At 40.2% G+C, this 24,095-nt stretch carries 20 protein-coding genes; 12 read left to right on the top strand and 8 right to left on the bottom strand.

Annotation, left to right across the window (positions count from 1 at the left end; all coding sequences use genetic code 11):
- Positions 1-18 precede the first annotated feature (18 nt).
- From V4B18_RS02305 to V4B18_RS02325, 5 genes are all read right to left on the bottom strand, one after another.
- Positions 19-684: a YdcF family protein gene (locus V4B18_RS02305; protein ID WP_455476230.1), complete on the bottom strand. Its 666-nt coding sequence runs from the start codon at positions 682-684 to the stop codon at positions 19-21.
- Between the two features lie 4 nt (positions 685-688).
- Positions 689-1,642: a cell division protein FtsX gene (locus tag V4B18_RS02310; RefSeq protein ID WP_455476231.1), complete on the bottom strand. Its 954-nt coding sequence runs from the start codon at positions 1,640-1,642 to the stop codon at positions 689-691.
- The gene (gene ftsE / locus V4B18_RS02315) at positions 1,635-2,294 is read right to left on the bottom strand and encodes a cell division ATP-binding protein FtsE (protein WP_455476232.1); all 660 of its coding nucleotides are present in this window, start codon (positions 2,292-2,294) and stop codon (positions 1,635-1,637) included. Before ftsE ends, V4B18_RS02310 begins: the two co-directional genes overlap by 8 nt.
- Before the next feature lie 260 nt (positions 2,295-2,554).
- Complete coding sequence (acs, locus tag V4B18_RS02320) at positions 2,555-4,498, bottom strand: acetate--CoA ligase (protein ID WP_455476233.1); 1,944 nt, start codon at positions 4,496-4,498, stop codon at positions 2,555-2,557.
- A 232-nt stretch (positions 4,499-4,730) separates the two neighbouring features.
- Positions 4,731-5,423, bottom strand: coding sequence for a YggS family pyridoxal phosphate-dependent enzyme (locus V4B18_RS02325; RefSeq protein WP_455476234.1), 693 nt, complete (start codon positions 5,421-5,423; stop codon positions 4,731-4,733).
- Positions 5,424-5,580: 157 nt separating this feature from the next.
- Between V4B18_RS02325 and leuS the strand changes: the two genes are divergently transcribed.
- Together leuS and V4B18_RS02335 are read left to right on the top strand one after the other, a co-directional pair.
- Positions 5,581-8,211: a leucine--tRNA ligase gene (leuS, locus tag V4B18_RS02330; RefSeq protein ID WP_455476235.1), complete on the top strand. Its 2,631-nt coding sequence runs from the start codon at positions 5,581-5,583 to the stop codon at positions 8,209-8,211.
- Positions 8,198-8,773 (top strand): hypothetical protein, encoded by a 576-nt coding sequence (locus V4B18_RS02335; protein WP_455476236.1) that lies wholly within the window; start codon positions 8,198-8,200, stop codon positions 8,771-8,773. Before leuS ends, V4B18_RS02335 begins: the two co-directional genes overlap by 14 nt.
- Here the strand turns inward: V4B18_RS02335 and fsa are convergent.
- Positions 8,770-9,423 (bottom strand): fructose-6-phosphate aldolase, encoded by a 654-nt coding sequence (gene fsa / locus V4B18_RS02340; protein ID WP_455476237.1) that lies wholly within the window; start codon positions 9,421-9,423, stop codon positions 8,770-8,772. The genes V4B18_RS02335 and fsa overlap by 4 nt on opposite strands.
- Positions 9,424-9,812: 389 nt before the next feature.
- On the opposite strand from fsa, the gene V4B18_RS02345 reads away from it, so the two are divergent.
- The 8 genes from V4B18_RS02345 to V4B18_RS02380 all read left to right on the top strand — a co-directional run bounded on the left by V4B18_RS02345 (position 9,813) and on the right by V4B18_RS02380 (position 20,235).
- Complete coding sequence (locus V4B18_RS02345) at positions 9,813-12,023, top strand: primosomal protein N' (RefSeq protein ID WP_455476238.1); 2,211 nt, start codon at positions 9,813-9,815, stop codon at positions 12,021-12,023.
- Between the two features lie 382 nt (positions 12,024-12,405).
- Positions 12,406-12,990 (top strand): F0F1 ATP synthase subunit delta, encoded by a 585-nt coding sequence (locus V4B18_RS02350; RefSeq protein WP_455476239.1) that lies wholly within the window; start codon positions 12,406-12,408, stop codon positions 12,988-12,990.
- The gene (gene atpA / locus V4B18_RS02355) at positions 12,990-14,525 is read left to right on the top strand and encodes a F0F1 ATP synthase subunit alpha (protein ID WP_455476240.1); all 1,536 of its coding nucleotides are present in this window, start codon (positions 12,990-12,992) and stop codon (positions 14,523-14,525) included. Before V4B18_RS02350 ends, atpA begins: the two co-directional genes overlap by 1 nt.
- 24 nt (positions 14,526-14,549) lie before the next feature.
- Positions 14,550-15,458 carry a F0F1 ATP synthase subunit gamma gene (locus tag V4B18_RS02360; RefSeq protein WP_455476241.1) on the top strand — a complete coding sequence of 303 codons (909 nt, stop codon included), beginning with the start codon at positions 14,550-14,552 and terminating at the stop codon, positions 15,456-15,458.
- A gap of 19 nt (positions 15,459-15,477) precedes the next feature.
- A complete protein-coding gene (gene atpD / locus V4B18_RS02365) occupies positions 15,478-17,049 on the top strand; it encodes a F0F1 ATP synthase subunit beta (protein ID WP_455476242.1) in 1,572 nt (523 codons plus the stop codon).
- Positions 17,050-17,122: 73 nt separating this feature from the next.
- On the top strand, positions 17,123-17,539 hold the full coding sequence (locus V4B18_RS02370) for a F0F1 ATP synthase subunit epsilon (RefSeq protein WP_455476243.1): 417 nt from the start codon (positions 17,123-17,125) through the stop codon (positions 17,537-17,539).
- A gap of 20 nt (positions 17,540-17,559) precedes the next feature.
- Positions 17,560-19,209 carry an MFS transporter gene (locus tag V4B18_RS02375; RefSeq protein ID WP_455476244.1) on the top strand — a complete coding sequence of 550 codons (1,650 nt, stop codon included), beginning with the start codon at positions 17,560-17,562 and terminating at the stop codon, positions 19,207-19,209.
- A 21-nt stretch (positions 19,210-19,230) separates the two neighbouring features.
- Positions 19,231-20,235, top strand: coding sequence for an HlyD family secretion protein (locus tag V4B18_RS02380; RefSeq protein ID WP_455476509.1), 1,005 nt, complete (start codon positions 19,231-19,233; stop codon positions 20,233-20,235).
- 206 nt (positions 20,236-20,441) lie between these two features.
- Here the strand turns inward: V4B18_RS02380 and V4B18_RS02385 are convergent, their stop codons facing one another.
- Positions 20,442-20,714 carry a hypothetical protein gene (locus V4B18_RS02385; protein ID WP_455476245.1) on the bottom strand — a complete coding sequence of 91 codons (273 nt, stop codon included), beginning with the start codon at positions 20,712-20,714 and terminating at the stop codon, positions 20,442-20,444.
- Between the two features lie 248 nt (positions 20,715-20,962).
- On the opposite strand from V4B18_RS02385, the gene ispG reads away from it, so the two are divergent.
- Positions 20,963-22,204 carry a flavodoxin-dependent (E)-4-hydroxy-3-methylbut-2-enyl-diphosphate synthase gene (gene ispG, locus V4B18_RS02390; RefSeq protein WP_455476246.1) on the top strand — a complete coding sequence of 414 codons (1,242 nt, stop codon included), beginning with the start codon at positions 20,963-20,965 and terminating at the stop codon, positions 22,202-22,204.
- Between the two features lie 103 nt (positions 22,205-22,307).
- On the opposite strand, the gene V4B18_RS02395 is transcribed toward ispG, so the two are convergent.
- Positions 22,308-23,210: a polyprenyl synthetase family protein gene (locus V4B18_RS02395; RefSeq protein ID WP_455476247.1), complete on the bottom strand. Its 903-nt coding sequence runs from the start codon at positions 23,208-23,210 to the stop codon at positions 22,308-22,310.
- Between the two features lie 315 nt (positions 23,211-23,525).
- Here V4B18_RS02395 and rpmF point away from each other — a divergent pair, with 315 nt between their 5' ends.
- Positions 23,526-23,705, top strand: coding sequence for a 50S ribosomal protein L32 (gene rpmF / locus V4B18_RS02400; RefSeq protein WP_455476248.1), 180 nt, complete (start codon positions 23,526-23,528; stop codon positions 23,703-23,705).
- The last annotated feature ends 390 nt before the right edge of the window (positions 23,706-24,095 follow it).

Here is a 24,095-nt window from a genome sequence, read left to right on the forward strand (position 1 = left end):
AAAACCGATGCGCAAAGATCAGAATGCAGTTCTGATATAGACTCCGATAGTTTTGATATATTCGGATGCTAAAATTCGGATTTGATTGATTTGTTGTATTGAGTTTTCAACGCTGTTATTTTTAACGGTATAGGCAATAAAATTGATATCAGGCATTAAATATTTAAGTTCACGCAAAGAACGCCACATGTGATAATCATGGGTGACAATATAAACTGTTTTATAATTATGTTTTTTGATCCAAGCTGTACTTTCTTCGGCATTTCCTTTTGTGTTGGTCGCTTTATTTCCAATGTCAATACAACAGGCAAAGAGCTTGGGATTAATATGGTTGAGGCGTATGAAGTTATCGAGACTGGTTGTTGTATTTACACCACTGATAAGTAAACGCGAACCAAGTTTCTGCTGCAAGAGATTAATCCCTGTTTTTATTCGATTTTCTCCACCTGTTAAAACGATAATTGCATCTGCCTTCGGTAAAGGATCTTGTGGTTTAAGCCGATCAGTTTTTTCAGAAAAAATAACAAATCCAATGCAAAAGGAGAGCATTATCACTAAAAGAGAAAGCGTTGTTGGTGGAAAGTAGCGGAACAAACGCCCACAATGACTTATGCATGGAGTATGTTTTTGACACGTCAAATTATCCTGTGTCGCTAATTTTAGATTATGTGAGTTGTCGTTCATAAAATTAAAATAAACCGCTTTCGCACTGGTCGATCTTTTTAAGTTGTATCAAAATGGTTATCCGGTTTGTTAGCATAGTAAGGAGAGAAACAAAAAGAATCAAGCAAATGATTTTTCCATAAGGTATAGAACTTATGGAAAAATGTCCAAACAAAGCTGTTACTTGGCTGGCTTCGATTGTCTCTAGATTATAGCTTGTCCAAAAAATGACGGCACTAAATAAGAATATGCTGGCAGCACCGCCATATAAGGCACCGCGTAGTGCAGTTTTTAAAAAATGCTGGTCGAATTGTCGAGCAATGAAAAGAGCTTCAGTACCAAGAAAGTATAATACATTGATAATGTGATCATTTTCTGCTAACGCATTGCGCGTAGCAAAGATAATCGTAAGTATAAGTGAACATAGAACCAGTATTAAGACTGAAAAGCCAATAAAAATAGTCGTATGTGTCATTTTTGCAAAACGGTTTATCCAAACGTAATGATCGTCAAACTGACCTCCTGGGATTTGTGTTTTGATTGCTTGGTTGATTTCGTGAGAATTAATTTTTTCATCTTCTTTCAATGTTACGATAATCAGTCGGGGAAGTGGTAATTCATTTAAATCTAAACCCGTTCCAAGCCAAGGTTCGAGCAGTTTTTCAGTGGATTTTTTGTCAACAATTTTGGCATTTTTTACACCATGAAATGTTGTAACTAATTTAACCGCCTCGCGGAGGGCTTGTTCTATATCAACATTTTCCACGGGACGTATTTGAATTGTCGCTTCATAGCTAATTTGATTGCTCCAATTGTCGGTAGCACGCTGTATTAAATCAACACCAATTAATGTTAGGCTTGATAAAAATGTCATAATAGCAATTACTGCAACGAGTGCTTGTCCAGAAATATTATCTCTGGGAATAATAGGGGTTGTGTACTTTTTATTGCTTGTAAAAATTGGGAAAGACTTATTCATGAATTGTCATCCATCCATTATGGAGAATCATACGCCGTGCTGCGACTTGTTCCATAAGCGCAACATCATGGGTGGCAATGACAACAGCAGTTCCAAAACGGTTTAATTCAATAAACAAACGCAATAGACGTTTTGCTAGAGGTGGGTCAACATTTCCCGTTGGCTCATCGGCGAGCAGGATTTCAGGTTGATCGATAAGTGCACGCGCAATAGCCACTCTTTGTTTTTCTCCACCAGAAAGAACAGGCGGTAAAACATGAATATGATTTCCAAGACCTACCCAAGATAAAAGGTCTTCCACTTCACTGCGGTAAGTTGCTTCTTCTTGCCCTTTAATGCGCAAAGGTAGTGAGACATTCTCATATGTGGTCATATGGTCAAGTAAGCGAAAATCTTGAAAGACAACCCCAATACGTTGCCGTAGTGCGGGAAGCTCTTGTCGTTTAAGCAATGCTGTATCAGTGCCAAATAAATCAATATGACCACGGGTTGGTTTGAGCGCCAAAAACATGAGACGCATCAACGATGTTTTCCCTGCTCCAGAGGCGCCAGTTAAAAACTGAAATGATCCAGGAGGAATATGAAAGCTAATATCACGCAAAACCTCAGGACCCATTCCATAGCGCAGACCGACATTTTCAAAATGAATCACTTTTAGTTACCACTTCTGCTTCTCTATTGAATCATTGTAGGGCACTTTGCTATCATTACTTTAGGTTTTTATAAGTGTTTATACTCAATTACTCTCGCTTATATTTAGAAGCATTGCTTGTTTTTTTAAGATAGTCAAAGTATCATTTAATTATTAAGTTTTTCTTTTTTACTTTATAGGTGATTTTAGCAAGAATACTATGGCGATTCTAGTACAAAAGCCGATGATATGTTTCTCTGTTGTATTAAGTCGTGCTCTCTTTAATTTTGGCGATTGGCAATAAGATCGTCAACGACTTGCGGTTCAGCAAGGGTTGAAATGTCTCCTAGATTATCAAATTTATTTTCGGCAATTTTTCGCAAAATACGTCTCATAATTTTTCCTGATCGCGTTTTGGGGAGTTGAGGACTAAATTGAATTTTATCTAAGATAGCAATGGAGCCTATTTCTTTTTTGACATGTTGAATAAGATTTTGGCGTAATTTTTCACTTGGATTGCTGCCTTTCATTAAGGTGACAAAGCTATAGATTCCTTGTCCTTTAATAGGATGAGGATAACCGACAACAGCTGCTTCTGAAACCGCAAAATGTGAAACAAGCGCTGATTCAATTTCAGCTGTTCCTAATCTGTGTCCAGAGACATTGAGAATATCATCAACACGTCCTGTAATCCAATAATAGCCATCATTGTCGCGTTTACAACTATCGCCTGTAAAATATTTTCCTTTATAGGTGGAAAAGTAAGTTTGTACAAAGCGCTCATGGTCATTATAGAGGGTACGCATTTGACCAGGCCATGAGTCAATGATGCAGAGATTACCTTCTGCTCCATCTTCTAAAACATTTCCTTGCGGATCGATTATTTGAGGCTGGATCCCGAAGAAAGGACGTGTAGCTGATCCTGGTTTGAGTTGTGTTGCACCAGGTAGGGGGGTAATCATATGTCCTCCGGTTTCTGTTTGCCACCATGTATCAAGAATGGGACAGCGACTGTCTCCAACCGTATGATAAAACCATTCCCATGCTTCTGGATTAATAGGCTCACCTACGGTGCCAAGCAGGCGGAGAGATGTTCTTTTAGAGCGTTCAACAAATGAATTTCCCGCACCCATAAGCATGCGAATAGCAGTTGGTGCGGTGTAGAGTGTATTGACTTTGTGCTTATCGACAATTTCCCAGAATCTGCTTTGACTGGGAAAGCTTGGTGAACCTTCAAAAATTAAAGTTGTGGCACCGTTGCATAAAGGGCCGTAGATCGAATAAGAATGACCAGTAATCCAACCAATATCGGCAGTACACCAATAAATTTCACCAAGATGATAATCAAAAACATATTGATGTGTCATCGATGCGTAAACAAGATAGCCAGCTGTTGTGTGTAAAACACCTTTTGGTGTGCCTGTTGAGCCAGAGGTGTAAAGAATGAAAAGTGGATCTTCAGCGTTCATCTTTTCTGGTGGACAGTCTGTTTTGGTATGAGATATTTCTTCATGATACCAAAAATCACGCCCTTTTACCCACTCAATTTTTCCGCTGGTGCGCTTGATAACCATGACTTGATTAACATGCACATGATGGCGCGCTGCAATATTAATAGCGTGGTCAATATTGTCTTTTAATTTTATTAATTTTCCTCCACGGACACCTTGATCGGCGGTAATGATGAAGGTGGATCCACAATCGACAATGCGTCCTGCTATTGCTTCAGGAGAAAAGCCTGCAAAAATAACTGAATGAATGGCACCAATACGGGCGCAGGCTAGGATGGCATAGATTGCTTCGGGAATCATTGGTAGGTAAATGGTAACTCTGTCACCTTTTTTTACACTCCGACTTTTTAAGAGATTGGCAAAGCGACAGACATGTTTATAAAGTTCATTATAGGTTATTTTTTTATCATGATAAGGATTATCTCCTTCCCAAATTAGTGCGATATTATCACCATGATTTTTTAAATGGCGGTCAATACAATTATAGGCAACATTCGTTACGCCATCTTCATACCATTGGATTGAGACATTGCCGTTAAAAGAGGTGTTTTTGGCTTTTGTATAAGGTTTAAACCATTCGATGCGTTGTCCGTGTTTTGCCCAGAAAGTTTCTGGATCATGGATGCTTTCTTGATACCATTGTTTATAGATATCTTCATTAATAAAAGCATTTTTTTTGATATCAGCTGGTATTGGGTAGATTTTTTCAGACATATTTCCCTCCCGTGAAGTGTACTGTTTGGAAAGATTAGCCGCTGTATTTTTATTTTTTAGAACAAAACCCTCCCTTTTCGGCTTCTCTTTAAATTAAAAGCCTCACTTTTAGATTTAGAATATATTATATAAGCTGGAGCGACAATTTTTAAATTTTACGCTGATTATATTCAAAGGAGAATTTTACTGCTGTTTTTGAGTCTTAAATGCGGTATTTTCATTAAAAATGGGATCAAGCAGGACGTTTTCCAAACAGAGCTGAGCCAATGCGAAGAATATTAGAGCCAAATTGAAGAGCAATTTTAAAATCGCTGGACATTCCCATAGAAAGTTTTGGAAGACCAGCTTTTTTTGCAAGTTTTGCTAAAAGGGCAAAATAGGGACCGGGGTTTTCTTCTACGGGTGGGATTGCCATAAGACCGATAATGTTTAGTCCATATTGATTTTTGCACTGATCGACAAAAGGGATCACTTCTTGTGGTGCAATGCCACTTTTTTGCGGTTCTAATCCGATATTGACTTGGACATAGCAGGAAAGATATTTTTTTTGTTTTTGCATTTCTTCAGCTAAATATTTAGCTATTTTTTCGCGATCAATCGTTTGAATGACATCAAAAAGTTTGACGGCTTGTTCTGTTTTGTTGGATTGTAAAGGGCCGATGAGATGAAGTTCAATAGGATTAAATTGTTTACGCAAATTTGGCCATTTTTCAGCCGCTTCTTGTACACGATTTTCCGCAAAAAGAGACTGACCTGCTTGCAAAAGAGGAATAATGTTGTTTGCAGACACAGTTTTTGAAACAGCTAAAAGTTGAACCTCTTCTAAGGAACGATGCGTTTCTTGACATATTTTAGCAATGTCTTTTTGAATATTTTGCCACGCTTCAATGGAAGATATATCAGAGGTGGTGTAAGGTGTGCTCATATATTCATATGCTTTCTGTTTTTGTTTAGGAATGGAGCAATGATTTGTAAAAACTTTGTAAAAAGTTTGTAAAATATTTACTGAAAATGTTGACGATTGGCTTAATCCATGGTGAAGCATAAAACAAGTTTTTGGTTCAATTTTATTAAAGAGTATAATGGGAATGACAGTCGAACGCTATAATCCACGTGCCCAAGAAAAAAAATGGCAAGCAATTTGGGATGAAAAGAAAGTTTTTCAAACAAATCAAGAGGATCAGCGTGATAAATATTATGTTTTAGAAATGTTTCCCTATCCTTCGGGTCGCATTCATATGGGGCATGTGCGTAATTATGCGATGGGAGATGTTGTTGCGCGCTATAAACGTGCAAAGGGGTTTAATGTGCTTCATCCCATGGGATGGGATGCTTTTGGTATGCCAGCTGAAAATGCAGCTATGCAAAATAAAGTGCATCCCAAAACTTGGACCTACCAGAACATTGCAGTTATGCGCGGGCAATTAAAGCAGTTGGGGCTTTCTCTGGATTGGTCACGTGAATTTGCAACTTGTGATGTGGACTATTATCACTGTCAACAAATGCTCTTCCTTGATTTTTATGAAAAGGGGTTGATTACGCGCAAAGTGGCTAAAGTTAATTGGGATCCTGTTGATCAGACTGTTTTGGCAAATGAGCAGGTTGTTGATGGACGGGGTTGGCGCTCTGGTGCATTGATTGAGCAGCGTGAATTGACGCAGTGGTTCTTTAAAATTAGTGATTTTAGTGAAGATTTATTGGCAGGGCTTGAAAAGCTTGATCAGTGGCCAGAAAAAGTCCTCACTATGCAAAAAAACTGGATTGGAAAGTCACAAGGCTTGTTGATCCGTTGGGCTTTAGAAACGACAGAGGTGGACAATGATGTTTGTGAGACGTTTAACGAAGTTGTCTGTTACTCAACGCGACCTGATACGCTCTTTGGAGCTTCTTTTTTAGCGCTGTCTGTTGATCATCCTATCGCGAAAATCTTAGCGCAAAAAGATAAAGTTCTTAGCGCTTTTATCGAAAATTGTCGATGTGGTGAAGTGACAACTGAAGCACTTGAAACCGCTGAAAAACAAGGGTTTCGCACATCGCTTTTGGCTGTTCATCCCTTTGATCAAACTATACGTATTCCCGTTTATATAGCCAATTTTGTGCTTATGGATTATGGGACAGGCGCTGTTTTTGGTTGTCCCGCACATGATCAAAGAGACTTAGATTTTGCACGCAAATATGATCTTCCCGTGCGACCAGTGGTTTTACCAAAAGGAATTGATGTTAAGGATTTTATGATTGCTGAAACGGCTTATACTGGTGATGGGGTGATGATCAATTCAGGATTTTTAGATGGTTTAACGCCACAACAAGCTTTTGAAGCGGCAGCAAATCGTCTTGAGGAGCAAGTGCTTCATGGTCAGCCTCAGGGGAAAAAAACAGTGCAGTTTCGATTGCGCGATTGGGGAATTTCGCGTCAACGTTATTGGGGATGTCCGATCCCTATGATTCATTGCGCTGCTTGTGGGGTGGTGCCTGTGCCGCGCGCTGATTTGCCTGTTGTCCTGCCTGATGATGTAACCTTTGATCAGCTTGGCAATCCTCTTGCACGTCATGAAAGTTGGAAAACTGTTACGTGTCCTTCTTGTGGTCAGCCTGCCAAACGGGAAACGGATACAATGGATACATTTGTTGATTCTTCTTGGTATTATGCGCGCTTTACTGCACCTTGGGCACAAGAGCCTGTTGACAAAGATGCAACAACTAAGTGGTTGCCCGTGCAACAATATATTGGTGGGATTGAGCACGCGATTTTGCACCTTCTTTATGCACGTTTTTTTATGCGTGCCATGAAAATTGTAGGTTATGTGAATATGGATGAGCCTTTTAAAGGGCTTTTTACTCAAGGAATGGTTGTTCATGAAACCTATCGGGATGATAAGGGTTGGGTTTCACCAGCAGAAATTGCTGTTGTTGAAAAAGATGGAAAACGTCACGCTTATAAATTGGCTGATCAAAGCGAAGTGACGATTGGCCTGATTGAAAAAATGTCAAAATCAAAAAAGAATGTCGTTGATCCTGATGATATTATCATGTCCTATGGAGCTGATACAGTGCGCTGGTTTGTATTATCAGATTCTCCTCCTGATCGTGACGTTATTTGGACAGAATCTGGTGTTGAAGGCGCACATCGCTTTGTTCAGCGTGTTTGGCGCTGTGTGGTTTTGAGTGCTCCAGTTTTAAAGGATGTACTCCCGTGTGCGGGACATCAAGGGCAGGCTTTAGAACTTTCAAAAATGGCGCATCGCACACTTCGTGCTGTGGAAGATGATTTAGAAAAATTCGCGTTTAATCGGGCGATTGCACGCCTTTATGAATTTTTAAATGTGATAGCACCATTGTCAAATAATGTGGCAAATCTTGAAGATGAAATGAAGGCATCTTTACGCCAAGCAATGGATTTTTTTCTTGCGATGATTGCACCGATCATGCCTCACTTAGCAGAAGAATGCCACACTGCTTTAGGAGGCAAAACTTTGATTTCTGAGCGCCTTTGGCCTCTTTATGATCCTGCATTAACCGTTGAGACGTGCTATACTTTACCAGTACAAGTTAATGGTAAAAAACGTGGTGAGATAACAGTTCCAGCAACAGCTAATGAAGCAATGATTAAAGAAGCTGTTTTGGCTCTTGATTTTATCCAAGCACATCTAGTCCAAAAACCGATAAAAAAGATGATTGTTGTTCCACAGAGGATTGTTAATGTTGTTCTTTAAAAATTTTATTTTTGCTGGGTTTGCTGGTTTGCTCCTGTTTTTGTGTGGATGCACAATTGAACCGCTTTATCGTGAAGCATCTCAGATTTCGACAACGGTGGATTCTGTTTCTCCTAGTCGGGTTTCAAGCAAAAAATCTTTGGAGCTTTCTGCAAAGCTTGCAAGTATTATCATTGAAGAACCTTCAGATCGCTTTAGTCAAATGGTGCGCAATCATTTACTGTTTCTTTTCTATGGAAATGGAAGCACACCTTCTGCTCCAGCTTATAGATTAGCATTGCAGATATCGGTGTTTACACGGGCATCTGTGCCAATAGAGTTTGAGCGATATAGGGAAGGACGGTTCTCTCTTGGAACTGTCATGAGCAAAGTTTCCTATACACTGCAAAATATGAAAAATGTAATCATTGCGCAAGGAATGGAAACTGCAAATGTGTCTTTTGAACGACTTCGCCAAGAATATGCAACGCTACAGGCAGAAGAAAGTGCACAAAGGTATGCAGCTAAAGAATTGGCTGAGCGGATTTTCTTATCGCTTTCAAGAGATCTTGCAAAGCATTAGGCGATATTTTGTCCAGTTTTTTGCCAATCTGCCAAGAATATTTGTAAGCCTTTATCGGTTAAGGGATGCTTGATGAGAGCTTTTAAGATTGCTGGTGGGATAGTCGCAACATCTGCACCGCTTAGTGCGGCTTGTTTAACATGATTAACGGTGCGGATTGAGGCTGCTAAAATTTGTGTTTGAAAGCCATAATTATCGTAAATTGTGCGAATTTCATGAAGCAATTCACAGCCATCTATGCCGTAATCGTCGATCCTACCAACAAAAGGCGAAACAAATGTTGCACCTGCTTTGGCTGCCAATAAGGCTTGGTTGGCAGAAAAACAAAGTGTAAGATTTGTTTTTAATCCTTGTTTTGTCAGCGCTTTACACGCTTTCAATCCATCAAATGTTAAGGGAAGTTTTATGCAAATATTGTCGGCAATTTTTGCTAAAACAGTGGCTTCTTCCATAATGTTTTCAAATCCAGTTGCGGTGACTTCAGCGGAAACAGGCCCCTTGACCAGATTACAAATTTCTTTTGTGACATCAAGGATATTGCGTCCTGATTTTAAGATAAGAGAGGGATTTGTAGTAACACCATCAACAAGATCCAAATTTTGCAATTCTATGATATCTTCAACATTTGCACTGTCCACAAAAAACTTCATTCTTAACTTCTTTCCTTGGTTTTTCAGCTCTTTATAATCAAAAATTTCTGCTGCTTTGCTCTGTTGCTGTTATGCGTCATCATTTATCACAAAAGCAAGAGTGGGAATGGATATCTTTATGGCAAGTTGATGATTTATTGGGGAAAAGGAAAAATTTAAGCTTTGGAAAGAGAGCAAAAATGTGAAAAAAAAGTTTGTTTGGGGTTTTAGCATTTATATGGTGTCAGTATTAAATACGAATTAAAAATCATCATCACTGATTGGATGTTGTTGATGGAGAAAATGATAAATCACGCAAAAAAGAATTTTTGCAAGGGGATCATATTCGAAAGACAAAGTATAAAGAATAATATCTGTCTAAAAGGTTCATATAAAGATTGGTACAAAAAGTGAAATCAAATATGGTAGAGGAAACAATTGTTTCGGTTTTGGTGCCTCTTCCTGTTTCTCATGCTTATAGTTATGTGGTTCCATCTTCTATGGAGGTGGAGGTCGGTTCTTTTGTTCGTGTTCCAGTGATGGGGCGTGAGGTTTGTGGGTTTGTGGTAGAAGTTGGCGGGCAAACAGCTAAATCTTCGCAAATGGGTAAGCCTGTGGTGCGTGAAAAATTACGCTCAATTCTTCATGTTTTTGATTGTCCACCGTTAAAGGCAGAAACGATCACATTTTTGCGCTTTGTTAGTCAATATACGATGGCTCCCTTTGGTTCTGTTGCACGGTTGGTTTTGTGTGTGTTAGCTGCTTTAGAACCAGAAGAACAGATGATGGGGTTGCGCTATTGTGGTGGGAATGTGGGGCGTTTAACGCCAGCACGATCACGGGTTTTAGAGTTGGTGCGTGGTGGTAGTGTTTGGACACGTTCTGGTCTTGCGCATGCGGCAGGTGTTTCTGTTTCTGTTGTTGATGGGTTAAAATCGCTTGGTGTTTTTGAAAATGTTATGGTGCCATCACCTGATCTTGTGGCGATGCCTGATCCTAATTTTTGTCTTCCCGTGTTAGAAGGTGCGCAAAGTGAAGCGGCGGCTTTGTTGCGGGAAGGTGTTTTGTCTTCCAAGTTTCAAGTTTTTCTGCTTGAGGGCGTTACGGGATCAGGAAAGACGGAAGTTTATTTTGAAGCGATTGCTCAGGCACTGATATGCGGCAAGCAAGTTTTAATTTTATTGCCAGAAATTGCTTTAACACAGCAGTTTTTAGATCGTTTTTATGCGCGTTTTGGCGCAGCAGCAGCAGAGTGGCACTCAGATTTAGCACCGCGTCGTCGTGAACGTGTATGGCGGCAAGTTGCAGAGGGGCGTGTGCGGGTTGTTGCGGGAGCACGTTCAGCACTTTTTTTACCTTTTCAAGAACTTGGACTCATTGTTGTTGATGAGGAACATGACGGTGCTTATAAACAGGAAGAACGCATTTTTTATCATGCACGTGATATGGCGGTTGCACGGGGCTCTTTTGAGCATTTTCCTGTTATTTTATCCTCAGCTACACCGTCGATCGAAAGTCAGGCAAATGTCTCGTGGGGGCGTTATAAACAGGTTAATTTGCCATCGCGTTTTAAAGCGGCAGCGCTCCCGCAATTGCAAGTGGTTGATATGCGTCAAGGAGGCGCGCCAAGGGGGCGCTTTATTTCTTTTGCTCTTGAACGGGCTTTGATGCAAACTCTTGAGAAGGAGGAACAGGCACTCCTTTTCCTCAATAGGCGTGGTTATGCGCCTTTAACTTTGTGTCGAGTTTGTGGATATCGTTTTCATTGTACGAATTGTTCAAGTTGGTTGGTTGAACATCGTTTACAAGGAAAACTTAAATGCCATCACTGTGGTTATCATCAACCGCTTCCAGAAGCATGTTCTGAATGTGGAACTCTCGATCATCTCGTGGCTTGTGGACCAGGTGTGGAAAGAATTGCTGAAGAAGCTCAGGCACTTTTTCCACAGGCGCGATTGTTGATTTTGTCCACTGATCTGAAAGGTGGAATTGGTCAATTGCGAAGCGAGTTAGAGGCAGTCACAAAGGGGGATGTTGACATTATTATTGGGACTCAGCTCGTCGCGAAGGGGCATCATTTTCCTCGGCTTTCTTTAGTTGGGGTAATTGATGCGGATCTTGGTCTTTCTAATGGGGATTTACGTGCGGCTGAACGCACTTTTCAGCTCTTATCTCAGGTTACAGGCAGGGCAGGGCGTATGGGATTGAAAAGTTTAGGATTATTGCAAACTTATCAACCCGATCATTCGGTAATACAAGCTTTGCTTTCACAGAAATGTGAAGATTTTTACGAGCATGAACTTGCAATGCGGCGGAATTATCATTTACCTCCTTTTGGGCGGCTTGCTTCTTTAATTGTATCTTCAGAAAAGCGTCAAGCTGCAGAACATTACGCGCGTGCACTGCGTCAAGCTGCACCACGGGAAAAAAATGTTTCACTTATGGGGCCTGCGGAAGCACAGCTAGCTCTTGTGCGGGGACGTTATCGTTTTCGACTTTTGTTGCAAGGAAAACGCTCTTTTAATATGCAAGACTTTATTCGTGCAATCCTTGCAAGTGCTCCCAAAATACCAAGTTCTGTTCGGGTGCAAATTGATATTGATCCGCAAAGCTTCCTTTAAAAATAAAGCAATATAAATAACAGAGAATAAATAACAGAGAGATTTACTTTCTCAGAAAAACTTTGAAAAGGAAACTGCTTTTAAAGGTGGCGTGCTTTTTAAAAATTTTGGAAGATATAAATAGAGATGCAAAAAAATTGTAATTCTATTTCATATCTAAAAATGATTTTTAAAAATATTTTGAATATTTTATTTAAAATTTTTAGAAAGCATCGATTTGTGGTGTTGCGAGTCGGTTATGTCTATGCTAGAAACCAGAAAGTTTTTTGTTCTAGATTTTAAGTGGAGAATTTTAAGCGGAGAGTTCTTAAAATTTAGGACGTCTGATTCATTTCATCTGATAGTTATCAGAGAGTTGCTCTAGGGAAAGAGGCGGTATTTCGTGTCGGATTCATTTTCTCTTATACCGCTGCCATTAGTAGATCAGCGCTACGCAGAGGCACTTTTTGATTTTGTTGAAGAGACAAAATCTGTTGAAAATGTTGAAAAGGCAATAGCATCTTTTTTGGTTGTATTGGAGCAAGATGAAGATTTGAAACGCTTTGTGAAAAGCCCTTTCTTTTCAGCAAAAGAACAAATCAAAGTGATGTGTTCTGTTTGCGATAATATCGGGTTTGTTGATGAAGACGCAGGCCAGGTTATTCGTAATTTTTTGCGCGTGATAGCAGTAAACCGTCGGCTTTGTGCCTTGTCTGGTATTTTACATGCTTTTCAGCGCCGTGTCGCTTTATCTCGAGGGGAAGTTTCAGCACAGATTGTTTCTGCACGCTCACTCAGTCCTCATCAAGAAGAGGACTTGCGTATGGCTTTGAAAGGTGTTGTTGGAGAAAAAATTTTGCTACGTATCACTATCGATCCAACAATTCTTGGTGGGCTAATTGTTCGCTTAGGATCGTTTCAGATTGATGCGTCTCTTGTGGCTAAATTATCTTCGCTTAAGCTTGCATTGAAAAAAGAGGTCAGCTGATGGACATTAGACCGTCTGAAATTTCAAAAATTCTAAAAGAGCAAATCAGGAACTTTGACCAAAAGGCTGAAGTTTCAGAGATTGGTTGGGTTTTATCCGTAGGTGATGGTATCGCTCGTGTTTATGGTTTGGATAACGTCCAAGCTGGCGAGATGGTTTCCTTTTCAAATGGTGTACGTGGTATGGCATTGAATTTGGAAATCGATAATGTCGGTGTTGTGATTTTTGGTTCGGATCGTGATATTCGCGAAGGTGATTGCGTTAAAAGACTAGGCGCTATTGTGGATGTTCCCGTGGGACCAGAGTTGCTTGGGCGTGTTGTTGATGCTCTTGGAAATCCTATAGATGGCAAAGGTCCTATTAAAGCGGCAGAGCGTCGTCGTGTTGATGTTAAGGCTCCAGGAATTATTCCACGTCAATCTGTGCACGAATCAATGTCTACGGGATTAAAGGCTGTTGATGCGCTTATCCCCATTGGACGTGGGCAGCGTGAGTTGGTGATTGGAGACCGTCAGACAGGGAAAACAGCAATTTTGCTCGATACGTTTTTGAATCAGAAACCTTTCCATGAAAAAGATTCTGGGCGCGATCAAGATAAAGTTTATTGTATTTATGTTGCTATTGGTCAAAAACGTTCAACAGTTGCACAATTTGTGAAAGTTTTGGAAGAGCGTGGAGCTCTGGAATATTCGATTATCGTTGCAGCTACGGCTTCTGATCCAGCGCCTATGCAGTTTATTGCGCCTCTTGCTGGGTGTGCGATGGGGGAATATTTCCGTGATAATGGTCAGCATGCTTTGATTGGTTATGATGATCTTTCAAAACAGGCGGTTGCTTATCGTCAAATGTCTCTTTTGCTTCGCCGTCCTCCCGGTCGTGAGGCTTATCCTGGGGATGTTTTCTATCTTCATTCCCGTCTTTTAGAGCGGGCTGCAAAGCTGAATGCTGAGAACGGTTCTGGGTCTTTGACGGCTTTGCCGGTTATTGAAACACAGGCAAATGATGTTTCTGCTTATATTCCGACCAATGTGATTTCGATTACTGATGGGCAGATTTTTCTAGAAACCAATTTATTTTATCAGGGAATTCGTCCTGCTGTGAATGTTGGTCTTTCTGTGTCACGTGTTGGTTCTGCTGCACAAATTAAAGCGATGAAACAAGTTGCAGGTTCAATTAAAGGTGAATTGGCGCAATATCGGGAAATGGCAGCTTTTGCGCAATTTGGTTCAGATTTGGATGCGTCAACGCAGCGTCTTTTGAATCGTGGTGCGCGTTTAACGGAGCTCCTAAAACAACCGCAGTTCTCACCGCTTAAAGTTGAAGAACAAGTTGTTGTTATCTTCGCTGGTGTGAATGGTTATCTTGATGCATTAGCTGTTTCTGATGTTGGTCGGTTTGAGCAGGGGCTTTTGACGCTTATGCGCAGTGATTCCCGCGATCTTTTGCAGGCGATTGCTGAACAAAAGCAGCTAACAGATAATATTAAGGAGAAATTGATTACTGTCCTTAATAATTATGCGAAAAAGTTTTCGTGATGAATTAATTGATGGAATGCTTAAATGGCGTCGCTAAAGGATCTGAGAGACCGTATCGCCTCGGTTAAGGCAACACAGAAAATTACCAAAGCTATGCAAATGGTTGCGGCAGCAAGGTTGTACCGTGCACAAGAGGCGGCTGAATCTGCACGCCCTTATGCTCAGCGGATGGCTGCTATTTTAGCTAATGTTGCTGTTGATGTGGATGCCATCGATGCTCCCCCTCTTATGCGTGGGACAGGTCGAGATGATGTACATCTTTTAGTGGTATGTACTGCTGAACGTGGTTTATGTGGTGCTTTTAACGTGCAAATTGCGCGTCGCGCCCGAGAGCAAATTGAGGCACTGCTGTCTGCTGGTAAAATAGTTAAAATTTTAACTGTAGGGAAAAAAGGTGCAGATATTTTACTGCGTAATTACAAGTCCATTATGATTGATCATATTGATTTGCGTTCTGTAAAACGAGTTGGTTTTGCAGAGGCGTCAATGATTAGTCAGCGTATTATTGAATTGTTTAATGAGGGTGCGTTTGATGTGTGTACGCTGTTTTATTCTGAATTTGTTTCAGTGATTAATCAGCGTCCAACGGCTTTTCGCTTGATTCCAACAATTCCTCCAGAGGGTGTTGTGGCAGCAGATATTGCTGAAAAAACAGACAAAAGTAGAGATTTAAAATCGATGGTTTATGATTATGAGCCTGATGCAGCCTCTCTTTTGGATGAACTTGTACCGCGCAATCTTTCTGTGCAAATTTTTCGAGCTTTGCTTGAAAATGTTGCTGGTGAAATGGGTGCAAAAATGAGTGCTATGGATAACGCATCGCGCAATGCGGGTGAAATGATTAATAAATTGACGGTGACCTATAATCGTCAGCGTCAGGCACAGATCACTACAGAATTGGTCGAAATTATTGCTGGCGCTGAAGCGCTTTAAATTGAAAAGGTAAGGATTGATGGTAAAATCAGTGACATCAAGCAAAGAAGCGCCAAAAGCTGGAGAAAAAAAAGCAGCTGCGCGTCCGAGCGTGAAAAAAAACGCCTCAGAATTTCAAGCTGGCGTAAAAGATTCTTCAACTTCTGTGCATGCAACAGGTTCGGTTGGTAAGATTAAGCAGGTTATTGGTGCTGTCGTTGATGTGCAATTTGAAGGTGAGTTGCCAAATATTCTTAATGCGTTAGAAACAGAGAACTTAGGCAATCGATTGGTTTTAGAAGTTGCGCAGCATTTGGGTGAAAACACTGTGCGCACGATCGCCATGGATACGACAGATGGTCTTATGCGTGGTCAAAAAGTTTTTGATACAGGAACACAGATCAGTGTTCCCGTTGGAGAAGTAACGCTTGGTCGTATCATGAACGTGATTGGAGAACCCGTTGATAATGTTGGACCAATCGTTACAACAAAGAAGCGCTCCATTCATCAAGATGCTCCTGCATATGTTGAACAATCAACGGCATCAGAAATTCTTGTTACTGGTATTAAAGTTGTTGATTTGTTAGCGCCTTATTCGAAAGGTGGTAAGGTTGGGCTGTTTGGGGGAGCTGGTGTTGGTAAAACCGTTCTCATTATGGAGCTTATCAACAATATTGCAAAAGCTCATGGTGGATATTCTGTGTTTGCGGGTGTTGGAGAACGTACACGGGAAGGAAATGATCTTTACTATGAAATGATCGAAAGCCGTGTGAATGTGAATCCAAAAGACAATAACGGTTCAACGGAAGGATCAAAATGTGCGCTTGTTTATGGGCAGATGAATGAACCACCAGGGGCACGTGCACGTGTTGCTCTTTCAGGATTGACCATTGCAGAAAGTTTCCGTGATGAAGGGCAGGATGTTCTTTTCTTTGTGGATAATATTTTCCGCTTTACACAAGCAGGGGCTGAAGTGTCTGCTCTTTTAGGGCGTATTCCTTCTGCTGTGGGGTATCAGCCAACTTTGGCAACAGATATGGGTGCTTTACAAGAACGTATTACTAGTACGAAAACGGGATCTATTACCTCTGTGCAAGCTATTTATGTTCCAGCAGATGATTTGACTGATCCAGCACCTGCTACATCTTTTGCACACTTGGATGCAACAACAGTTCTTTCGCGCTCTATTGCTGAAAAAGGTATTTATCCAGCGGTTGATCCACTCGATTCTTTCTCACGCATGTTAGATCCATTGATTGTGGGTGAAGAACATTATTTTGTCGCAAATAAGGTTCAAACTATTTTGCAGCGGTATAGATCTTTGCAAGATATCATTGCTATTCTTGGAATGGATGAACTTTCTGAAGATGATAAGTTGCTGGTAGGACGGGCACGTAAAATTGAACGTTTTCTTTCTCAGCCTTTCCATGTGGCGGAAGCTTTTACTGGTTCACCGGGGAAGCTTGTGTCTTTGGAAGATACAATTAAAGGCTTTAAAGGTCTTTGCGCTGGCGATTATGATGATTTACCAGAAGCAGCTTTTTATATGGTTGGTTCGATAGATGAAGCCATTGAAAAAGGAAAGCGTCTCATTGCAGAGGCTTCTTCATAAAATACAGACTTGTAATGTGTGTTTATTGAAGGGATGACAAGAGGTTCTTGTATTGAGCCTTGTGGAGGTTGCTGTGGAAAATGATAGAGTAGAGCATTTTTTATTTGAGCTTGTATCACCTGAGAAAATTGTTTTATCAGAGCAGGTGAGATCTGTTGTTCTTCCTTCAGATTCAGGTCATTTAACGGTCATGGCTCATCATGCACCTGTGGTGACAAGCATTATGTTGGGAAGTGTTCGCGTCTTATGCTCTTCAGGTGAAAAGCTGTTTGCTGTTTTTAGTGGTGTTGCTGATATTAACTCTTCGGGTTGCTCTCTTTTGGTAGAAAAAGTTGTTGCTGTAGAGCATGTTTCTTCTGATGTCCTGGAACAAAAAATTTTGCAAGTTCGTGCAACGTTGGAGGGAGAATCCGGTGATGGAAGAAATCGCAAAGTAGAAGAATTTTTTCGTCAATTAACAGATGTTGATGGTGCATTAATGGAGGCATAGTAGGATGCAGGATAGGCGACATGAGCGGTAAGAAAAAATCAGCTATGTCTGCTAAGTATGCTGGGCCTTTCCCTCATCCGGGTACTGTTTTTGCAGGCTCTTTACCGAAGTGTTTCGTCTATATTTTCGCTTCTTTTATTTTGCAGTGGTCTTGTGGTTTAGGGGCGAATATCGTTCAATCTAACATTCTTCACCTTACTGGCGATTTTCATGCGACCATGGTTGAAACTATGTGGTTGGTTGCTGTTTATATGGCTCCAAACGTCAGTGTTGCAATTATGTTGATTAAAATTCGCTACCATTTTGGGTTGCGTGCTTTTGCTGAATTATCAATTCTTGGGTTTGTGCTGGTTTGTATTTTGCAATTATTTGTGACAGACTTGCGTTCCGCTTTGATTATTCGTTTTTTTGCTGGTATTGCGGCAGCACCATTGGCTTCACTTGCCCTTCTTTATATGATGGAAGCTTTCGCACCAGAAAAGAAGTTTACCATTGGTCTTAGTTTAAATTATATGAATGCGAATTTGGCGGCGCCTTTATCACATTTGATTTCACCTAATTTGTTGGAAAATGGTGGATTTTTTAGCCTTTCAGCCATGGAAATGGGGTTAGTTCTCATTAGTTTGGGGTGCATTTTTTCTCTTCCACTCACTCCTGTTAAACGCAATAAGGTCATTGTGACGTTAGATTGGGTGAGCTACGGTCTGATTGCACTTGGTCTTGGATTAAATGCAATTATTATGTCGGTTGGTACGTTATATTGGTGGTATGAGGCTCCATGGATTGGTTGGGGATTTGTTCTTGTTATTTTGTTTTTGATGATGGCGGCTATTCTTGAGCTTAATAGAGAAAAACCATTAATTGATTTTCGTTGGCTTTTTAGTAAAGAAATGGTGCAGCCTGTTCTTATTTTATTGGCCTTTCGCGTCCTTTTATTGGAGAATTCAGCTTTATCATCGGAATTTTTTAGTCTTTTTGGTTTTTTTAATTCTGAGATGGCACCTATGTACCTTGCGGTTACGTTTGGCACTCTTTTAGGAGGAGGAATTTGTGTCTTTTTTTTACGTGCTGGTCGTGAGGACTATTTCTATCTTGTTTCTTTTGGTTGTCTGGCATTTGGATCCTATTTAGATAGCTATGTGAGTCAATTAACGCGTCCAGCAGATATGATGTTAAGTCAAGGACTCATTGGCTTTGGCTATGCGCTTTTTTTACCTCCTGCTCTTTTTAAGGGATTTGTAGTGTCCAGTGAGCGAGGACCTCGTTATGTTTTAAGCTTTATTGCGATTTTTTTGTTAACGCAGGTGACTGGAAGGTTGATGAGTTCAGCATTTTTTGGCAGTTTGCAGCTTTTTTTAGCTCATATGCATTTTGAGCATTTAACGCAAAATATTGTTGTTACTGATCCTCTTGTTTTAGGTGAGATAAGTACTTTATTTTCATCTTCTCATGGTATGTTAGTTCCTCATATTTTAGAGGATGGGCAAAGCATGTCTGAATTGGTTAAGAAGTTGAAGTTAACAGCAAATATTTTTGCCTATAACGATGTGTTTCGGTTGTATTTTTATATTGCAACGGTTGTATTTGCTGTTTTTCTTATAAAAGTGCTTTTCAAAACATGTTCTTTGATAACATTTGAAAAACAAAATAATGTTCATCAAAAGGGATAAAAAATGATAAGAGCGTTAAAAATGATAAGAACGTTAAGGGCAAAGAGAACAATTGTTGCGTTCTTATCAGGTGCTGTTGGTATTTTGTTGATTTTATGGGCTTGGAAGCTTCCTCCTTTTGTTAGTGCAATTCAAATGACGGATAATGCTTCAATTAAGGGGGATGTTACCTTGGTAAGCCCGCAGATTTCCGGTGTGGTTTCACGGGTTTATGTTAAGGATTATCAAAAAGTTGAGCAAGGAATGCTTTTATTTGAACTTGATGATGCTCTTTTTCAGCAACAATTGGCACAGGCACAAGCTGTTCTAGATTCAAAAAATGCAAAAATTGCAAGTGTTTTGTTACAAGATCAAATCTTACAGGGGGAAATTAATATGATAGAAATCGAATTGTCGCGTTCGCAAAGATTTCCCAATGTTCTTTCCGGACAAAAAAAACATAATGTTGATGATGTTTCAAGTCCTGCTTCTCGTTCTCTTTCGCAATTATTGGCGGCGCTTGAAACAAAACGTCAATTGCAAAAACAATTGGGTCTTGAGCGGCAAAGTTTACAGTCAGAGGTCGATGGGGCAAAGGTTGGCGTTGAATTGGCTAAACTTAATTTAAAACACACGAAGGTTGTATCTCCCAAAACGGGGCATGTTGGATTGGTTGGTGCACGAGTTGGGCAATATGTTTTGCCTGGCGCGCAATTGGTATCGGTTATTTCTGATGATATTTGGATTATTGCCAATTATAAAGAAACGCAACTTTCTCAGATGCGTGTGGGGCAACCTGTTGTTTTTTCTGTTGATGCATTGAACAATAAAAAATTAACAGGACGGGTGGATCGTTTCGCACCTGCTACAGGTTCGGAATTTTCATTGCTAAAGACCGATACTGCAATTGGTAATTTTATAAAAATTGCGCAGCGCATTTCAGTACGGATTTCTTTAGATCCTGGACAAGCGGAGATTGAGAAGCTTATTCCAGGGATGTCTGTGGTTACATATGTAGATACTTCACAAAATGCCTCTGGAGGTTAATGTTTTGATTTTTTGGAGTTTGATTTTTGTTCCCTTTTTTTACAGTAAATGGGCTTTTGTCTTAGAAGATTTCGTTTGGTTCTTCATGATGCGGATTTTGACCTATTATTTTTGATCTGCGGAGTCCATGATGTTCTGTAATGTTCATTCTAAAACATAAAATGGCTCGCATCAGAGCGGGCATGGATAATCTAATTATAGCCTTTTTAATCTTTACGTGTCAGAAAAAAACCAGCTAAAGCCATTCCTGTAACTAGTGCAAAGGCTGTTTTAGGGTTTTCTGTTACTTTTTTCTTTAATTTTGTACCCTGTTTGCTTAGGGAGTAAAGCGTATGGGAGCATTTTTTCTTCCATATTTCACGCATGTCAAGGTTGTTATTATGAGAATGCCAACGGTTCATAGGTAGGAATTTATTCTTAAATTGTGCAATGCGCTTTTTAGTTGTAACGTTTTGTAAATGGGATGAAAATAGATACATCTATTGATTCCTTCATGTTTTATACTATTTTACTTCAGTAGCTGGAATTGTGCTTTGAGTTTTCTATAACGAATAGAAAATTAAAAAGTTGCAGTGGCTGCGTTTCTTATCGGTTGATGGTGAGATAAAGAATTTTGGCTAAATGAGGTAATTTTTTTTAATCTATTTTTTAAAAATTGTACTCTGATAAGTGTTATCATAAGAATGATGGTGATTTATAGTGCAGGTTTTGCAGGTTTAAGGATTTTATGAGCACGGTGTGTTATTTATCTAAACCTCTTGAACGTCGTCGAACTGTTGCTGTTGCGGTTGGTGATGTGGTTGTCGGTGGTTCTAGCCCGATTGTTGTTCAATCAATGACCAATACGGATACTGCGGATGTTGATGCGACTGTTGCGCAAGTTGCTGCTCTTTGGAAGGCAGGTTCGCAATTGGTTCGGATAACGGTTGATCGGGATGAAGCTGCTGCTGCTGTGCCTAAAATACGGGAGCGGTTGGAACGGTTGGGCATATTTGTGCCATTGGTGGGAGATTTTCATTATATTGGTCATAAGCTGTTATCAGACCATCCGGCATGCGCTGAGGCGCTTGCAAAATACCGAATTAATCCTGGAAATGTTGGTTTTGGTGCAAAGAAGGATCGTCAATTTGCAGAAATTGTCGAGATTGCTTGTCGGTATCGTAAAGCTATTCGAATTGGTGTGAATTGGGGCTCTCTCGATAATGTGTTGTTGACAGGGCTTATGGATGAAAATGCTCAGCAGGAAAATCCCTTGCCTGTTGGTGAAGTCATACGGGAAGCTGTTGTTCAATCCGCGCTTCATTCGGCTCTTTGGGCTGAAGAAATAGGGCTGGGTCGTGATAAAATTATTCTTTCCGCGAAAATGAGTGATGTACAAGATCTTATTGCTGTTTACAGCTCTTTGGCACAGCGTTGTGATCATGCGCTCCATTTGGGCTTAACAGAAGCGGGAATGGGTACAAAAGGAGTTGTGGCTTCTTCAGTTGCTTTGGGCGTTTTGTTACAGCAAGGAATTGGGGATACGATTCGCATTTCATTAACGCCTGAGCCTGGCGGAGATCGGACACGGGAAGTTAAAGTTTGTCAGGAGCTTTTACAAGTGATGGGGTTTCGACAATTTTTACCTGTTGTTGCAGCTTGCCCTGGGTGTGGTCGGACAACTTCGACAGTTTTTCAGCAATTGGCACAGAAAATTGAAGCGGATTTATGTAAAAATATGCCTGTGTGGCGTGAAAAATATCCTGGTGTTGAGGGGTTAAAGATTGCGGTGATGGGATGCATTGTAAACGGACCTGGAGAATCAAAACATGCCGATATTGGAATCTCTTTGCCCGGGGTAGGGGAAAGCCCAGCTGCCCCTGTTTTTGTTGATGGAAAGAAGGTGAAAACTTTGCGGGGTAATCATATTGCTGAGGAATTTGAAGTAATACTTGGTGATTACATTCATACACGCTTTGGACAAGGTTAAAATTTACAATAGAAATGAAATTCGAGACAGGGCAGAAACAAAGAAAAGCTTTTTCTTGAGTCTGCAATGCTTATATCTTGATATTTTAAGTGCAGATAAACGATTAGTTTTGGCGTGTTGCTATGAAATGGGCTGCTTGCTGAAGTGGTGTTGCTTTAGCGCCAAAAGGTTCTAGCAGTGATTCTGCTTTAGCGATGAATTCATCTCGTCTTTTTTGTGTTTCTTGCACACCATAAAGGCGAACAAATGTCGCTTTTTGTGCCGCTTCATCTTTCCCAGCGGTTTTTCCTAAAACTTCGGTACTGGCAGTGATATCGAGTAAGTCATCTGTCAATTGAAAAGCAAGGCCAATATATGTGCCAAAATCGGTAAGTGCTTGAATCTGTGTGTCAGATGCATTGCCGATTATTGCTCCGGCTTTGCAAGCAAAGCTTATAAGAGCAGCTGTTTTCATGCGTTGCAGAGAGGTGATGCTGTTGCCATCTTGTGTTTTTTTTTCAGCTTCAAGATCAAGGAATTGCCCTCCTACCATACCACCAACCCCGGCCGATTGTGCAAGAGATGTGATCAGATTTGTTCTGGTTTCAAAGGAAAGCGCATGCGTTCTATGTGCGATGATTTCAAAAGCTAAAGTAAGAAGGGCACTGCCTGCCAAAATTGCTGTCGCTTCATCAAATGCTATGTGGACGGTGGGCTGTCCGCGTCGGAGTGTATCGTTATCCATGGCGGGAAGATCATCATGGATTAGTGAATAACAATGGACACATTCTAAGGCTATTGCAACGTCGATGGAGTATTCAACAGGAATATCAAAAAGCGCAGCACTTTGAATAACAAGAAAAGGACGAAAGCGCTTACCACCATTTAGTACGCCATGACGCATGGCTTTGATTAAGGTTTCAGGACGGAAAATTTCGCCATTTTGGGCTTCGCTATTTAATAACGTGTCAAGTTCCTTTTCAATGTTATGACTATGTTTTGCAAGAAGGGTGGTAAATTCGTGCATTCTTGCTTCCCTTGTTTTTTAGCAAAAGTATTGTGGCAAATGAAATTTTAAAGTTTAGAGCATGAAGGCTTGCTATTCTTTATTTTTAATTAATTTTGCTTAGACTTTAATTGCTGTTTACTAAAAAAGATTTTTATTTTGTATCTGTTACCATTGTATGCGAGAGTGATGTTAAAGCCAAATAAAAAATTAAATGAAAGTCTAGTCAAATGGCTTTAATCAGTGTATAATCGTTAAAATTTCTAATGTTATTAATAAGGGTTGTGTCATTTGTGATGCTGCCTGTTCTTTTTAATGGATTTGGAGTGTCTCTTTATGGCTGTACCTAAACGAAAAACCTCTCCATCAAAGCGTGGTATGCGCCGTTCGGCTGATGCCCTTAAGGCGCCGGCTTATGTCGAAGATAAAAATTCTGGCGAGTTGCGTCGTCCTCATCACATTGATTTGAAAACTGGAATGTATCGTGGACGTTCCGTTTTGCCTGCTAAAGATTGAGATTTTGATCTTCCTAATCCGTGGCAGTTAGTTCTTTGTCAGTGGGTGGTAATCTTAAGTCTCATAGGTTAAGTGGATGCAAAGAAATCTTTTTAAGACACTTTTCTTAAGAGTGTTTTTGCTTATGTGAAAAGTTTTCTAGTCGTGTGTAAGGTTTTCTTATCAGCTTTTTTCTTGTTTTATCAGACGACCCTAATAGCTTTTTTAGCTTTTGGGGCGTTTTTTTGATAAAGATTTGGTTAATCTTATCGGTATCTGTGAAATAAGTCTGATAATCGGATAATCTTTCTTAATAACGTTCTAAACTTTGCGTTTAGCAGAAAAAGCAAAGTTTAACGATCTTAAGAAATAAAGTTGTGTGTTCGATTTTATCAATATATTGCTGTACAG

The organism is Bartonella sp. B17 (assembly GCF_053795755.1).

Excerpts from the sequence above, each read along its gene's own strand:
- atpA (WP_455476240.1), top strand. The coding sequence starts at position 12,990 with ATGGACATTAGACCGTCTGAAATTTCAAAAATTCTAAAAGAGCAAATC.
- V4B18_RS02385 (WP_455476245.1), bottom strand. The coding sequence starts at position 20,714 with ATGTATCTATTTTCATCCCATTTACAAAACGTTACAACTAAAAAGCGC.
- rpmF (WP_455476248.1), top strand. The coding sequence starts at position 23,526 with ATGGCTGTACCTAAACGAAAAACCTCTCCATCAAAGCGTGGTATGCGC.
- acs (WP_455476233.1), bottom strand. The coding sequence starts at position 4,498 with ATGTCTGAAAAAATCTACCCAATACCAGCTGATATCAAAAAAAATGCT.
- ispG (WP_455476246.1), top strand. The coding sequence starts at position 20,963 with ATGAGCACGGTGTGTTATTTATCTAAACCTCTTGAACGTCGTCGAACT.
- V4B18_RS02380 (WP_455476509.1), top strand. The coding sequence starts at position 19,231 with ATGATAAGAACGTTAAGGGCAAAGAGAACAATTGTTGCGTTCTTATCA.
- fsa (WP_455476237.1), bottom strand. The coding sequence starts at position 9,423 with ATGAAGTTTTTTGTGGACAGTGCAAATGTTGAAGATATCATAGAATTG.
- V4B18_RS02335 (WP_455476236.1), top strand. The coding sequence starts at position 8,198 with ATGTTGTTCTTTAAAAATTTTATTTTTGCTGGGTTTGCTGGTTTGCTC.
- V4B18_RS02310 (WP_455476231.1), bottom strand. The coding sequence starts at position 1,642 with ATGAATAAGTCTTTCCCAATTTTTACAAGCAATAAAAAGTACACAACC.
- V4B18_RS02375 (WP_455476244.1), top strand. The coding sequence starts at position 17,560 with ATGAGCGGTAAGAAAAAATCAGCTATGTCTGCTAAGTATGCTGGGCCT.
- V4B18_RS02395 (WP_455476247.1), bottom strand. The coding sequence starts at position 23,210 with ATGCACGAATTTACCACCCTTCTTGCAAAACATAGTCATAACATTGAA.
- V4B18_RS02305 (WP_455476230.1), bottom strand. The coding sequence starts at position 684 with ATGAACGACAACTCACATAATCTAAAATTAGCGACACAGGATAATTTG.
- leuS (WP_455476235.1), top strand. The coding sequence starts at position 5,581 with ATGGGAATGACAGTCGAACGCTATAATCCACGTGCCCAAGAAAAAAAA.
- atpD (WP_455476242.1), top strand. The coding sequence starts at position 15,478 with ATGGTAAAATCAGTGACATCAAGCAAAGAAGCGCCAAAAGCTGGAGAA.
- V4B18_RS02360 (WP_455476241.1), top strand. The coding sequence starts at position 14,550 with ATGGCGTCGCTAAAGGATCTGAGAGACCGTATCGCCTCGGTTAAGGCA.
- V4B18_RS02325 (WP_455476234.1), bottom strand. The coding sequence starts at position 5,423 with ATGAGCACACCTTACACCACCTCTGATATATCTTCCATTGAAGCGTGG.